The organism is Micromonospora sp. USAFONa4, assembly GCF_057197825.1.
Genome location: NZ_CM170072.1, coordinates 6066087 through 6079628, shown reverse-complemented (window position 1 = coordinate 6079628; position 13542 = coordinate 6066087). Strand labels below are relative to the sequence as shown.

The window sequence follows — 13542 nt, the reverse complement described above, 5'->3', positions numbered from 1 at the left end:
TCACCCTCCCGTGTCGCGGTAGGTTGGGAATCTCGCGAAAACCGGCTGACCGGCGTGCGTCACCAGGTCGCGCCAGCTGGGTCCGACGCGGCCGAGAATGGCACCGAGCGAGCGGTCGCGGCGCCACTCCGGCCCGGCCATGCCCCACTGCCCCAGGGCGTCCAGGAGCACCGGGTCGACCGGGACCCAGACCCCGTCGACCTGGAACTCCGCCCACGAGTGCGATGCGGAGATCGGTGGGGTCAGGGACCTGCCGAAGGAGAACCGGGCGGTCAGTCCCCGCCTGCGGGCCTCCTCGACCAGCAGGTGGGCGACGCCGACGCAGTCGCCGATCCCGGTGTCACGGACGAAGGCGCTGTCGGCGCGCAACGTCTCCGGCAGCCAGAGGAACCGGATGTGCCGGGTCTCCGCCAGCAGGTCGAGCACCGCGGTCGGCAGTTCCGGCCAGGTCCGCGGCCGGTCGAACGTCACCGAGTGCAGCACGCCGCCCCGGTCCGGTGCCGACGTCGTCTCGTGCCAGGCGTCGTCCGGCACCGCGAGGCGCCACCGGCACGGCTCGTCGTGCCCGGGCTCCGGGCACTGCGCCACGTAGTCCATCCGGTAGCGGGCGTGGGCGGTGGGGCGCCCCAGCTCGCGGATCCACCAGGAGAGGACCTTGCGCCCACGCGAGCGCGGGTCCAGGTGCACCGAGACGTTGCGCAGGTCGGTGGCGTCGAACAGGAGGCCGTCCGCGCCGGCCGCCGAGGGCAGACCGGCGGCGACGAGGACGTCGAGGCCCGGCCCGTCGATCTGGTACTCGGCGGCGGCCGTGGCGGCGTCCATCTCGAAGCGCCGATGCGAGTGCGGCACCTGCCGGATCAGCGGCAGCAGGGCGTCGAGCGCCTGCCGGTCGAGCCAACCCTCGGCTGTCACGAGGCACCTCCCACGAGGCGCCGGTACAGACCGTCCTCGGCCATCAGATCCTCGTGGCGGCCACGCTGGACGAGCCTGCCGTCGCTCATGACGAGGATCTGGTCGGCGGCCTCGGGGTGGGAGAGCCGGTGGGCGACGACCACCAGGGAGCGCCCGGTCCGGCGCAGGTTGGCCATGATGCGGTCCTCCGTGAGCCGGTCGAGGGCGCTTGTCGCCTCGTCGAGGATCAGCAGCTCGGAGTTCCGCAGCAGGGCCCGCGCCAGGGAGATGCGTTGGATCTGCCCACCGGACAGGCCCGCCCCGGAGCTGCCGAGCAGCGTCTCGTACCGCATCGGCATCGCGTCGATGTCGTCGTGGACCTCGGCCAGCCGGGCGGCGGCGATGACGTCCTCCAGGGAGCACTCCGGCCGGCCGAGCGCGATGTTCTCCCGGATGGTCCCGCCGAACAGCCGGGCGTCCTGCCGGACGTACGCCATCGACCGCCGCGCGGCCGGCCGGTCCAGCTGGTCCGTCGGCGTGCCGTCGAGGGACACCGTGCCGGCGCTGGGCAGGTAGAGCCCCGCCAGCAGCATGGCGAGCGTCGACTTGCCGGAGCCGGACTCACCGAGGATGAGGGTGAACTGCCCGGGCTCGATCTGTGCGTTGACGTCCACGAGCGCCGGCGTCCGTGCGCCCGGATAGGCGAACCGCACGTCGTCGAGCGTGATGGCGCCGGTGACGCGGGACGGCGCCACCGCGTCCGGGCCGGCCTCCGGGCGCGCGTCCAGGATGTCGGCGAGCCGGGTCAACGTGGCCCTCAGGCCGGCGACCTCCAGCCCGGTCTGCACCAGACTCGCCAGCGGTACGAACATTCCCATGGCCAGGGCGGAGAAGCCCACCACCCGGGACAGGGAGATCTCGCCGCGACCGAGCAGGACCAGACCGGCGGCGAGCACGGCGAGCGGAGCGAGGAACTGGATCGCGGTGCTGGCGGCCTCGCACACGCCGAGGAACCGCCGGCTGCGGGTCCTGGCGTTCACCTCGGCGACGAACGTGTGGCTCCAGGTCTCCGCCGCGGCGCCCTCCAGCCCGGAGGCCTTCAGCGTCGGCACGCTGTCCAGCAACTGGAACAGCTCGGTGTGGCTCTTCGCCTGCGCCTCCAACAACGCCGCGGTCAGGTATTCCTGCTTGCGCCAGCTGAACGCGAGCAGGGCGAGCTGGGCGACGGCGAGGGTGAGCACCAGCGCGCCGAGACGCCGGTCCGCGACCACGATGAGCCCGCCGTACACGAGCACCAGCACCCCGTCGAGCACGGCCGACAGCGCGGATCCCGTCAGGATCTGACGGACCGCGTTGCTGGTGCGGACCCGCATGGAGAGGTCGCCGGTGTGGCGCTGGGCGAAGTAGTCGAACGGCAGGGCGACGAGGTGGTGGACCGCCCCGAGGGTCACCGACTTGTCGGCGAGGGTCTGCACGGACAGCAGGGCCAGCCGACGGACGGTCTGCATCCAGAAGTACATCCCGAACAGCACGACCGCCGCCCCGAACAGCAGCCAGGCGCTGACCGGTTCGCCTGGCTGGCTCGCCCGGTGCACGACGTAGGTGGAGGCGGCCGGCACCGCCAGGCCGCACAGGGTCAGCGCGACCGAGGTCAGCGCGAGGGGAACCCAGGCGGCCGTACGCGGGAAGAACTTCGACAGGTACGGCAGGCGGCTCGCGCCGAGGTTCCGGGCGTCGGCCCCTCGCCGCGACGTCGTGGCGCCGACCGGTGGATGGAACTCCAGCGCCACACCGGTGAACGCCTTGCCGGCCTCGGCCAGGCTGACCTTACGCCGGCCGAAGGCCGGATCGACGATGTACAGGTGGGTGTCGGTCACCCGCTCCAACACGACGAAGTGGATGAAGTTCCAGAAGAGGATGGTCGCCGGGGGGAGGTTGCGCAGCCCTTCGATGGAGACCCGGACCCCGCGCGCGACCAGGCCGCGCCTCCGCGCGGCACCGAGCATCGCGCGGGCCGCGACGCCGTCCCGGCCCGTGTTGGTCTCGGTGCGCAACTCGTCGAGGGGGACCGGTTGACCGAAGTAGGCGAGGACCATCGCCAGCGCGGCGGCCCCACACTCGCTCATCTGCGACTGGAGCACGACCGGAACCCGGGTGCGCGAGACCCGCAGCGCGGCCCGCACGTTGCGCCACCGCAGGCCGCGCAACGCGGCCAGGCCGGGCAGCGCCCGCCAGCCGAGTTCCACCGCGTCGCCGGCATCCCGGTTGACGCCGTGGTGACGCAACGCCTCGCGCCGGAAGCGCTGCCGTCGGTCGGTGAACTCCGTCGGTAGGCTCGTCGCCTCCGGCGGCCGGGGGGCCTGTTCCGCCTGCCCGGTCTTGTCCAGCGTGCTCATCCGCCGCTGCCCGAGTCGACCCGGAGCACCTGCGCGGTGATGGCCTCCGCGGCGGGCGAGAGCAGGAACTCCACCGACCGCGCCACGTCGGCGACGGTGGCGGCCCGGTTGAGCATGTTCCGTCGGTTGATCGCGGCGCGCAGGCCGTCCTCGATCGATGCGGTCATGGCGGTGTCGATGAAGCCCGGTGCGACGCAGTTGACCGTGATGCCCCGGCTGCCGACCTCGGCGGCGAGCACCCTCGAGAACCCTTCCAGAGCGCACTTGGTCGCGGTGTACGCGCCGAGCCCGCGGAAGGTCCGATGGGCCGCGATCGAGGTGACGTTGACGATGCGCCCGCCACGGCGGTACATCGCCTTGACCGCCGCCTGGGACAGGGACATCGGGACCTCGACGTTGAGCTGCCACATCCGGGTCATGTCCGACCGTGCGGCGGCGACGTGCAGCGCCGCGCTCGCCACCCCCGCGTTGTTGACCAGACCGTGGAGGTCGGCGCACTCCCGTAGCCGGTTGGCCACCGCGAGCCGATCGTCGCCGCTGGTGAGGTCGGCGGCGACGAACGTCAGCGGGTCGCCGACGGACTCCCGCAGGGCCGCGAACTCGTTGGGGGCGGTCCGTGCCACGGCGACCACCCGGTAACCGACGGTCAGCAGCTGCCGGGTGACAGCCAGCCCGATGCCCCGGGTACCGCCGGTGACGAACACCGTCCCGAGCGCCTCACTCACCGCGGGCCGCCTTTCCGGACGGTGCCATCGGAAGCTGGTCGACGACGGTGACGCGCCGCGGCTGTTCCGCCGGGGCCAGTACGCGGCGGGCGTGTGCCTTGACCCGCTGCACGACCAGGTCACGGTCGGAGCCCGGCGGCGTGACGACGTCGGCGCCGACGACGGCGCCGAGCACGCTGCTGCGCACCGGGTAGACGCGGACCGCGACGACGTCCGGATGTTCCCGCAGCAGCCGGGCCACGTGGCCGGGCACGACCTTCACGCCGCCCACGTTGATGACCTCGCCGCGTCGCCCGAGGATGTGCAGGCGCCCACCGTGGATCGCCGCCTCGTCCCCGGTCGGCAGGTACGGCGCGCCGGGCGCCGGGGACAGGAGCAGCTCGCCGTCACGTACCGCCAGCGCCTTCCCGTGGGACCCGTACCCGTCGAGGACGGAGAGCGGCAGGCCCGGCAGCCCGTCGGAGACGGTGGCGATCCGGCCCAGCTCGGTGCTGGCGTAGAACTGCAAGACGCGTTGCGGCGCGAACGCCGACTCGATCAGGCGTAGCAGCTGGGCGTCCACCGGCTCGCCGCCCATCGAGACGGTGTGCACCCGCGGTCGGGCCTCGTCGGTCCCCCGGCGCAGCGCCGCCATCCGCCAGAACGACGGGGTGCCGGCGACGACGTCGTAGCGCGCGCCCGTCCCGACGGCCAGGTCGGTCGGCGTGAGGAAGTCGATGCTGGCCGCCCTGCCCAACGCCTGGCTCACGGCCTCCACCCCGGCGTAGGTGAAGGGTGCGTAGCCGATCCCCCACCTCTCGTCACGGTGCGCGGTGTCCCAGTCGGCGCCTCGGGTCAGCTCCGGCCAGGGCCAGTAGGTCGGGGTCGGGGTGCCCGTGGTGCCCGACGAGAAGATCCACAGCCCGCCCTGCCCCGCGCCGGCGGGCCGGCGGCCTTCCCCGGAGGGCCGGATCCGCCCGCTGGCGACGTTCAGCACGGCCTGCGGGCGCAGCTCCGCCAGCGCGGACGCGGTGACGGTCGGACCCACCACGACCACCGATGCGTCGAGCGGGCGGAGTGCACGCAGTGCGACCACGAGGTCCGGCCCGGAGGCCACCTCGACCGCGAGGTGGCGCAGGCCGGTCGCCGCGACCGCCTCTCGCAGCCGGACGATCCGCTGCGCCAGCGGATCGGCATGGGTAGTCACGGGCATGGCTCAGCCTGCTGCCGGTTGCAGCGCCCGGCAGAGGTCCGCGAGCGTCTCCATCCGGTCGACGGCGACGACGTCCAGCAGTACACCCAGCTCCTGCTCGAACTCGACGATGAGTTCCGCGACGACGAGGCTGTCGATCTCCAGCTCGGCCAGCTGCATCGCGCCGGTGTAGCGCGGGGTGTCGCCGACCGGCGGCACGGTGAGCACCCGCTTCGCCACCGCGTCAAGGGTTTCCTCGTCGATCACCGTGTCGACGTGGACACTCTCCACGCTCAACCAACTCCATCCATGAATAGCTCCTCGGACCGTTCGTCGGCGGCGGTGTCGGACACCACCGCGATGCGCACCGGGACCGCCAGGAACGGCCGGCCGGCGACGTGCGAACGGACGTGGCTGGCGAGATCGTCCGCCGTGACCGCGGCGTCGGCGGTCGTCACCTCGGCGGCGAGCCGCGATCCGCCGTCCTCGGCGACCTCCACCGAGACCCTGGCCGAGGCGACCGCGGGATGCGAGTCGAGGACCGAGGTCACCTCGGCCAGGTCGACGACCAGCACGACCGCGCCGTCGGGCGCGCGAAGTGGCGTGAGCCCGGGGCCGCTCTCCGTCGCCGGTGCGGCGCTGACCGGGTCGTCTCCGGCCAGCAGTGCGCGGAAGGCGGCGACGAACCTGGTGAAGGTGGCCTGTGACATGGTCTCGCCGTCGACGGTCAGCCGGATGCCCAGCCCGTTGGGCCGCTCGTTCGCGGCGATCCGCAGGCCGTCGGCGCTCCTGACCCACGTCGGGGTGTACGCGCCGCGCTCGATGGCGACCGCGCCGCCGTCGGCGTCGTCGCGGTCGGCGGTGTCCTCCAGGTACGTCATCGACAGGGTGTCGTGGACCGGCCGGCCCAGGCGTCGGACCGCTGTCGCCCACATGTCGTCCAACGCCTGCCGCGTGACGGTGCGTCGCGAGGTCGCCGACAACAGCTCCCGCCGCACCTGCACCAGCAGGTCGGCGGGCCGGGCCGGCCGGTCCAGCACGACCGGTACGACGACGTCGAACATGCCGACGACGCCCTGGTCGGCGTGACGCCGGCCGTTCAGCTTCATCGAGACGACGAGGCGGTCCTGCGGCGTCAGCTGGAACACGGCGGCCGCGAACAACGTGAGGAGCCACTGGACGGTGCTGAAGCCGGCGGCCTGCCAGCGCTCACGCACGTCCTTCCACTCGTCCTCGAGCAGGGTCAGCAGCTCGGTGTGGGCGACGGTCGCGGACGGCCCGCCGAGCCCCGGAAGGAACTGGCACCGGGGCGGCAGCCACGGGCCACGCTGCCGCCAGTACGCGGACACCGCCTGGGCGCGCGCCGAGTCGGCGGCGGCGGCCTGGCCGGTCACCGCGGCGAGGTAGTCGGCGTCCACCGGGTCGGCGTCGGTCCCGCCGCCGAAGTAGGCGCCCCACAGGTCGCGTACGACGATCATCCGGGCGGTGGCGTCGACGGCGTAGTCGGAGAACACCCCGAGCACGGCGTGCAGAGTCGGAGTGAACCGCAGCAACCGCAGCACGAACGGGTACTCGACCGCGAGGTCGAAGGGGCGCCGGAGGTCCGCCGCCAGGACGGAGCGTACGTACCGGGCGAACTGCTCGGTGTCGTTCGCCGTGACCTGGGTCATCGCCACGAGCCGGCGATCGTCGGGCATCGGCCGGACCCACTGGACAGGTTCACCGTCGAGCGTCGTCACACCGATCCGCAGCGCCGCGTGCCGGGCGACCGTCGAGCGCACCGCGCCGACGAACGCGGCGACGTCCAGCGGGCCGGTGACCTGGTAGGACATCCAGACCGCCGCGCCCTGCTCCGCCGTCCCCGACAGGGCGCGGTGATGCGCGAGCTGGCCCGGCAGCAGGGGATGGACAGCGGTGTCGAGATCGACCGCCTCAGGGCGGGTGGGTCGCGACGACATACGGTCCTCATCCCAGCAGCGGTGGTCACCTACCGGAGGCCAGATTCAAGATCGGCAGATTAGCAACTCCCCGGACACCGTCAAGGAATCCGCACTTGAACGGGGGTCGGCGGTGGGCGCGAACGCGCGATCGCGCGGACCTGTTGACGGTCCACCTTCCCGTGCGGGGTGAGCGGCAGCGCGTGGACCGCGACGCAACGCTCCGGCGTCTTGGCCGGTTCGAGGCGGCGCGCCAGCTCCGCCAGCACGTCGTTCTCGGGCAGGACGGTGGCCACCACGACGGTGAGCGGGTTCGCCTCGTCCGGCGCGAGGGCGGCAGCCCCGTCGACGCCGTCGATGTCCATGGCCGCCGCTTCGATCTCGGCGGTGCTCGACCGCACGCCCCGGTGCTTGAAGACGTCGTCGCCGCGACCGTGCAGGTACAGGTGGCCGTCGACGTCCAGGTGGCCGCGGTCGCCCGTGTGCAGCCGCCGGCCAGCCGCGGTCGCGCGGAAGGTGGCGGCGCTCAGCTGCCGGTCGCGCCAGTATCCGGCCATGACGTTCGCGCCCTCGACGACGACCTCCCCGACCTCGCCGGCGGGTAGCGGCCGGCCCTGACGGTCGACGACGCGTACGACGGTGCCGGGGATCGCGCGCCCGACGGACCCTGGGCGTTCCAGGTCGCCGTCCGGCTCCAGGATCGTGGCTCGCTTGCATTCGGTCAGTCCGTACATCTGCACCACGGCCGCGCCGGGGAACGCGTCGCGCAGCCCGGCTGCGAGCCGTGGCGACATCCGGGCGCCGGTGTTCGTGAACATCCGGACCGACTGCGGCACCGGGAGCGCCGTCCTGGCCGCCAGCCGGAGCAGCGCGGTGGCGATCTCCGGCACGACGGGCACGACGGTGGCCCGCGCGCTGGTCATCCGTTCGAGGAGGGCGATCCCCTCCCCTGCCTCGAGCGCCTCCCACCGCGAGCCCGCAGCCGTGGCGAGCAGGAGCTGGTAGAGCCCGTAGTCGAACGAGGGCGGCACGCAGGAGAGCACGACGTCGTCCGGCCGGTAGCCGAGGACCTGTCCGATCGCCCGGGTCGCGAAGAGGACGCTGTCGTGCGGACAGACCACCCCCTTGGGCCGCGCGCTGCTGCCCGACGTGTACATCAGGAGGGCGGGCGTCTCAGGGGCACCGTCGGCACGGCTGGCATCGGGCTGGCCCGCTTCCCCGGCCGGCGCGTCGAGCGTCTCCAGGATCTCCCCGAACCGTGCCGACGACCAGGCACGGGCGGGCACCTCGACCGCTGCGGGGTCGATCCCCACCACGAGGGCTGGTTCGATGTCGGCGAGCACCGCCCGAAGCTGGAACTGACGCATCGTGGCCGACAGGGGCGCCAGCGTCAGGTCCGCGTACGACGCCGCGAACAGGATCGCGGCGAAGCCGGCGCCGCCGGACCGCACGGCGATCCGGTCCCCCGGCAGCAGGCCCAGTGCGCGGAACCGACCGGCCAGGTTGACGCTTCGCTGCCGGAGTTCCTGGTAGCTCCACCGGTGGCTCCGGTCGACGACCGCGGTGCGCCGGGGATGCCGACGCGCGGCGGTGTCCAGCAGGGTGTGGATCCGCATGTCAGGACCGGGCTGAGCTGCCCCTGGCGGCGAGGCTCAACGCCCGACCGTCCGGTGCCGTCTGCGCTCCTCGGGAAGCATCTGGCTGAATTGGTACCAGCCCCCCGCGCAGGCCTGGGCGACAACCCGAAGCGACTCGTGGCAGTGCGCGGGGACGTTGCCAGCGGTGTTCGACGACTGCGAGATGAAGGCGAGCGTCCCGGTGAGCAGCCGGAGCAGGGCCTTGCCGTGGTCCGTGTAGCGCAGCGCGGGATCCTGGCGGAGCCGCTCCAGCTGCAGCCGGATGCTGGCGGCGAGATCCTGATCCGTCACCGGCAGCCCGTCGGGGGACGAGACGGCTGCCAACTCGGCGAGCGGCGGCGCCGGGGCCTTCTGCCCGGCCGGAACACAGACGCCGCCGCCGAGCGCCTTGCGGCGGACGTCGAAAGCCGTCCCGACCGAGATGCCTGACCGGCGCGCGACCTCGCGCAGGCTGGCATCAGGCTCGCGACGCACGATCGCCTCGGCCACCCGCCGGCCCTCTTCCGTCGAGACCGGGTGCCGGCGCCCGTCCCGGCCGATCCGGACGTCCTGGTGGTGGCCCGTGTCCAGGGATCGCCGCCGCAGGCCGGCGACGGTCTTGGCGGCGACGCCGCACACCGCCGCTATCCGGCGGTCGGACCACTGGGGGTGCGAGGCGAGGATCCGCTTGGCGGCGGCCAGCCGGTCCCGGGCGCTCAGCGGCAGGCCGTCCTCGAGGTTCAACTGCACCGCGGCCACGAAGGCGTCCGCGTCGGAGCCGTCGAAGTACACGACCGGCACGTGGCGGTCACCCCGCACACGCGCGGCCCGTAGCCGGTGCATGCCGTCCACCACCCGCAACGACGAACGCTGGACGACGATCGGTGGCAGCTCGACGGTCAGCTCGACGAGGGTCGTGACGTGTCTCGCGCTGATCCCGTCCAGTCTCGGGGAGAAGCCGACCCGCAACGAGCGCACGTCGGCCACGTCGACCTCCGGAGCCGCTGCCTCCCCCGCCTGAGCGGGCTGCGCGGTGGAGTCGCTATCCGGTCGTCTCTTCATTCGTCCCTCGCGCCAAGTCGCCACAGTGGGAATGGCTGTGCTGACGCCCATCGCCCGTGCGCCTGCGACAACACACGGTCGCACTTACCCGACGATTTGGCCGCCGCCACCATTACCCGTCCGTCACGAAATACCCGTGACGGTCATGCTACAACCGCAGGCAGACGCCTTCCAGACAGCGCAGACAGCAATTCGAACGGTAACGACGAACGTACCGACAGTTCGGCCTCAAGCAGGAGCGGGACACCTCGGCGGCATCAGCGCGTAAACGCCCTGCGGACGGTCGGTAATTGTCCGGCACAGAAACCGCCGCAGTCCATGTCGAATTGCGACCGGGCAACACGGAGGGTGGCGACCCTCTGACGCAAATGGGATACGAGCATTGCTTGTGGATCACCATCATGGTCGGTACTATGCAGGCCCCGAGACCGTTGGCCAGTGTCCGGTCGAAGGCGGGCGCGACGTTCGAGAAATGCGTCCGTCCTTGCTCGACAAAACACTTCAGAGACACCAGCAAACCAATTAGTACGGGCGGGGCAATGCCACGGAAATTGAAGCTGCCGGCCACTGTCGCCGCGCACCGCCACCCCGCCCGGTCGACGGCAGGGTCGTCGGGATGTGGGGCACCAGCCGCGGGAGGAGGCGTCCTGCCAGGACCCCGGCTCCGGGGGCGGGCTCCTGCCGGCCCCGCGATACGGGCTGCGTGGTGAGCCGTACGACGCGGGCACGGACGCGCCGGAGCCGGCCCGACGGCCGACGTGCCGACCGCGGCGCGGGGACAGGCACCCGCGCCGGGTCCGCGACGACGGTTCGCCCGGCACCGGGCACCAGGCCGGGGCGGCGGCCGTGACCGAGCGGGAGACCAACCGGGTGCTGGTACTGCGCCCCCTCGCGGTGCTCAAGCTCTACACCACTGCCTGGCGCCGCGACACCGAGGTGACGGCACTCGAGTCGCTGCGCGGACGCGCGCCGGTCCCCGCGGTCATCGGCAGCGCGACGTTCGGGCGGCACAGCGCGGCCCTCATCCGGTACGTGCGGGGCAGCGCACCGAACCCCGCCAGCGCCCTCGACGTGCGGGTATCCGTCGCCGCGTTGCGGGCCGCGCACACGATCACCGGACCCGCCTTCGGCCGGCTGCACGCGCCCGACCAACCGAGCTGGGCCGGGTTCCTGGCGGGCCGGCTCGACTCGTACGCCGAGACACTGACGACGTTGGGTCTCACCGCGCAGGCGCGGCAGTGCCGGACCCTGCACCACGCGCTCGACGTGCTCGGAGACACCCGCCCCCACCTGCTGCACAGCGACCCGAACCCCGGCAACGTCATCCTGACCGCACACGGCCCGGTCCTTCTCGACTGGGAGCTGGCGACGTTCGGCGACCCCGAACTGGATCTGGTCAGGCTGGCCTGGGAGTGGCGCCTGCCGCCGGCACGGTGGCCGGAGTGGGTCGGCCTCGACCCCCGGTCGCCCACCGTCGACCTCTACCTGCGGCTGCACCTGTTCAGCCGCCTGATGAGCGCGAGCAGCAGGCCGGGGGCCGCCTCGGCGGCGCTGGCGCACCGCTGCCTGACCGAGCTGACCGACCTGTACGACGGCGTCCACTCCCCCGGAGGCTCCGATGCAAGCTGACGCGGCCATCGACATCCTGACCTCGGTGGCACCGCAGGCGGCCCCGCTGGGGGCGACACCGGTCACCAAGGGCATCTTCAGCACCGGCTGGCGGGTACACACCACCGACGGCGACTACCTGATCAAGATCAACGAAGACTCCCGGGCGGCGGACGACTTCCTGGGAGCCCGCCGGGCCACCGAGATCGCGCTGGCACACGGCGTGCCGGTGCCGCGCCTCCTGGGCTCGGGATCGGACGGCGACGGCCACGCCTTCCTCGTCCAGGAGTGGATCGACGGCACGGACGCCGAGGACCACTTCGCCGCCCAGGACGGGCGGGAGCGGCGGCGGGTACTCGAACGGCTGGGCGCGGTGCTGGCCCGGCTGCACGACATCCCCTACACCGCGCAGGGGCCGACCAGCATCCACGACACGGTCGCAGTCAAGATCCGCCGCTACGCCGCCCGGGCAGCCAGGATGGAGATATTCACCCCCAGCGATCTTGATCGGCTCGTCGCAAAACTGCTGGAACTGGTCGCCGAGGTACTGCCGTCGATGTCTCCGCGGCTGACCCACCTCGATGTGCACCTGCCCAACGTGCTTGTCGACGCAGCCGGCGACGTATGGCTGCTGGACATGGACTTCGCCCGGCCCGGTGACCCGGTGGAGGACTTCGTGAAGCTCGACTGGTGGTGCTTCGCGGACGACACCGAACGGGCGGCGTTCCACACCGCCTATGCGGCGCACCGGACCCACCCGAACCCGCCACGTGACGTCGAAGCCGGGCTGCACCTGCACAAAATCATCACGGCTCTTTCCTACGTCGCCCTCTTCGCCGAGAAGGAGCCGCAGGCAGTGGCCGAATGGAAGCAGCGCCTCAGCGACGAGCGCCAATCGGCGGCCGGGCTACTCGGAGAGGCAGTGACATGACATTCGAGGGCTACGACCTGGTGGTCGTCGGATCCGGCCTGTTCGGATTGACGATCGCCGAGCGGACCGCCACCGAGTTGGACAAGCGGGTGCTGGTCCTGGAACGGCGCGACCATCACGGTGGCAACGCCTACTCGGAGGTCGACCCGGACACCGGAATCGAGGTGCACAGATATGGCCCCCATATCTTCCACACCTCCAACGAGCGAATCTGGGCCTACGTCAACCGTTTCACCGCGTTCACCGGATACCGGCACAAGGCTTTCACCCTCTATCAGGGGCAGGTGTATCCCCTGCCGGTCAACCTCGCCACGATCTGCCAATTCTTCGGCCGCTACCTCACCCCGGACGAGGCGCGGGCACTGATTGCCGAACAGGCGGCCGAGATCGGCCAGCTCCCCCCTGATCCGAGCCACGAGGAAAAAGGCATCTCACTGGTGGGACGGCCCCTCTACGACGCGTTCTTCCGGGGATACACGGCCAAGCAGTGGCAGACGGACCCGAAGGAACTTCCCGGGTCGGTCATCGCCCGGCTGCCGGTCCGGTTCGACTTCAACAACCGGTACTTCAACGACACGTACGAAGGCCTCCCGGTCGACGGGTACACCGCCTGGCTGTCGCGGATGGCGGCCGACCCGCGCATCGACCTGCACCTGAACACGGACTTCTTCGAGCTGGCCGACGCCGTTGCGGACGGAACGCCGGTCGTCTACACCGGGCCGCTGGACCGCTACTTCCGCTACAGCGGGGGTCGGCTCGGCTGGCGCACGCTCGACTTCGAGCGGGAGGTGGCGCCGGTGCGCGACTACCAGGGCACCACGACGATCAACTACGCCGAGGAGTCGGTGCCGTTCACCCGGAACGTCGAGTACCGCCACATGCACCCGGAACGGTCGTACCGCAGCGACCGTACGGTGCTGGTCCGGGAGTACTCGCGCTCCGCCGGCGACCAGGACGAGCCGTACTACCCGATCAACACGGCCGGCGACCGGGACGCGCTGCGGACGTACCGGATGTTGGCCCGACAGGAGACCGCCGAGCGCAACGTGCTCTTCGGCGGACGGCTCGGCACCTATCAGTACCTGGACATGCACATGGCGATCGGTTCCGCGCTGGCGATGTTCGAGAACCGGATCGTGCCCTACTTCCGCGATCGGCGCCCGCTCGGGTCCACCGGTCCGACCACCGACGACAAAGAGTAGGCA

At 71.9% G+C, this 13542-nt stretch carries 11 protein-coding genes; 3 read left to right on the top strand and 8 right to left on the bottom strand.

Going from position 1 to position 13542, the window contains the following annotated elements; all coding sequences use genetic code 11:
- From AC0OO9_RS26830 to AC0OO9_RS26795, 8 genes are all read right to left on the bottom strand, one after another.
- Complete coding sequence (locus AC0OO9_RS26830) at positions 1 to 912, bottom strand: transglutaminase-like domain-containing protein (protein WP_484513246.1); 912 nt, start codon at positions 910 to 912, stop codon at positions 1 to 3.
- Positions 909 to 3287: a peptidase domain-containing ABC transporter gene (locus AC0OO9_RS26825; RefSeq protein ID WP_311411240.1), complete on the bottom strand. Its 2379-nt coding sequence runs from the start codon at positions 3285 to 3287 to the stop codon at positions 909 to 911. Before AC0OO9_RS26825 ends, AC0OO9_RS26830 begins: the two co-directional genes overlap by 4 nt.
- Positions 3284 to 4012, bottom strand: a complete 729-nt coding sequence (locus AC0OO9_RS26820; RefSeq protein ID WP_484513243.1) for an SDR family NAD(P)-dependent oxidoreductase — start codon at positions 4010 to 4012, stop codon at positions 3284 to 3286. The genes AC0OO9_RS26825 and AC0OO9_RS26820 overlap by 4 nt, the downstream gene beginning before the upstream one ends.
- Complete coding sequence (locus AC0OO9_RS26815; protein ID WP_484513242.1) at positions 4005 to 5204, bottom strand: AMP-binding enzyme; 1200 nt, start codon at positions 5202 to 5204, stop codon at positions 4005 to 4007. The genes AC0OO9_RS26820 and AC0OO9_RS26815 overlap by 8 nt, the downstream gene beginning before the upstream one ends.
- 3 nt (positions 5205 to 5207) lie before the next feature.
- Complete coding sequence (locus AC0OO9_RS26810; RefSeq protein ID WP_484518060.1) at positions 5208 to 5474, bottom strand: acyl carrier protein; 267 nt, start codon at positions 5472 to 5474, stop codon at positions 5208 to 5210.
- Positions 5475 to 5476: 2 nt separating this feature from the next.
- On the bottom strand, positions 5477 to 7141 hold the full coding sequence (locus AC0OO9_RS26805; protein ID WP_484513240.1) for a condensation domain-containing protein: 1665 nt from the start codon (positions 7139 to 7141) through the stop codon (positions 5477 to 5479).
- 80 nt (positions 7142 to 7221) lie between these two features.
- A complete protein-coding gene (locus tag AC0OO9_RS26800; RefSeq protein WP_484513238.1) occupies positions 7222 to 8736 on the bottom strand; it encodes a class I adenylate-forming enzyme family protein in 1515 nt (504 codons plus the stop codon).
- Between the two features lie 36 nt (positions 8737 to 8772).
- On the bottom strand, positions 8773 to 9723 hold the full coding sequence (locus AC0OO9_RS26795) for a ParB/RepB/Spo0J family partition protein (protein WP_484513236.1): 951 nt from the start codon (positions 9721 to 9723) through the stop codon (positions 8773 to 8775).
- 921 nt (positions 9724 to 10644) lie between these two features.
- On the opposite strand from AC0OO9_RS26795, the gene AC0OO9_RS26790 reads away from it, so the two are divergent.
- Genes AC0OO9_RS26790 through glf form a run of 3 tightly spaced genes read left to right on the top strand, consistent with a single transcriptional unit; the run spans position 10645 to position 13539 of the window.
- Complete coding sequence (locus AC0OO9_RS26790) at positions 10645 to 11427, top strand: phosphotransferase family protein (protein ID WP_484513234.1); 783 nt, start codon at positions 10645 to 10647, stop codon at positions 11425 to 11427.
- Positions 11417 to 12337 (top strand): phosphotransferase family protein, encoded by a 921-nt coding sequence (locus AC0OO9_RS26785; protein ID WP_484513232.1) that lies wholly within the window; start codon positions 11417 to 11419, stop codon positions 12335 to 12337. The genes AC0OO9_RS26790 and AC0OO9_RS26785 overlap by 11 nt, the downstream gene beginning before the upstream one ends.
- Positions 12334 to 13539 (top strand): UDP-galactopyranose mutase, encoded by a 1206-nt coding sequence (gene glf / locus AC0OO9_RS26780; protein ID WP_484513230.1) that lies wholly within the window; start codon positions 12334 to 12336, stop codon positions 13537 to 13539. The genes AC0OO9_RS26785 and glf overlap by 4 nt, the downstream gene beginning before the upstream one ends.
- The last annotated feature ends 3 nt before the right edge of the window (positions 13540 to 13542 follow it).

Bases quoted from the DNA above. Each gene is read 5' to 3' on its own strand.
- AC0OO9_RS26825 (WP_311411240.1), bottom strand. From the start codon at position 3,287: ATGAGCACGCTGGACAAGACCGGGCAGGCGGAACAGGCCCCCCGGCCG.
- AC0OO9_RS26815 (WP_484513242.1), bottom strand. From the start codon at position 5,204: ATGCCCGTGACTACCCATGCCGATCCGCTGGCGCAGCGGATCGTCCGG.
- AC0OO9_RS26805 (WP_484513240.1), bottom strand. From the start codon at position 7,141: ATGTCGTCGCGACCCACCCGCCCTGAGGCGGTCGATCTCGACACCGCT.
- AC0OO9_RS26800 (WP_484513238.1), bottom strand. From the start codon at position 8,736: ATGCGGATCCACACCCTGCTGGACACCGCCGCGCGTCGGCATCCCCGG.
- AC0OO9_RS26785 (WP_484513232.1), top strand. From the start codon at position 11,417: ATGCAAGCTGACGCGGCCATCGACATCCTGACCTCGGTGGCACCGCAG.
- glf (WP_484513230.1), top strand. From the start codon at position 12,334: ATGACATTCGAGGGCTACGACCTGGTGGTCGTCGGATCCGGCCTGTTC.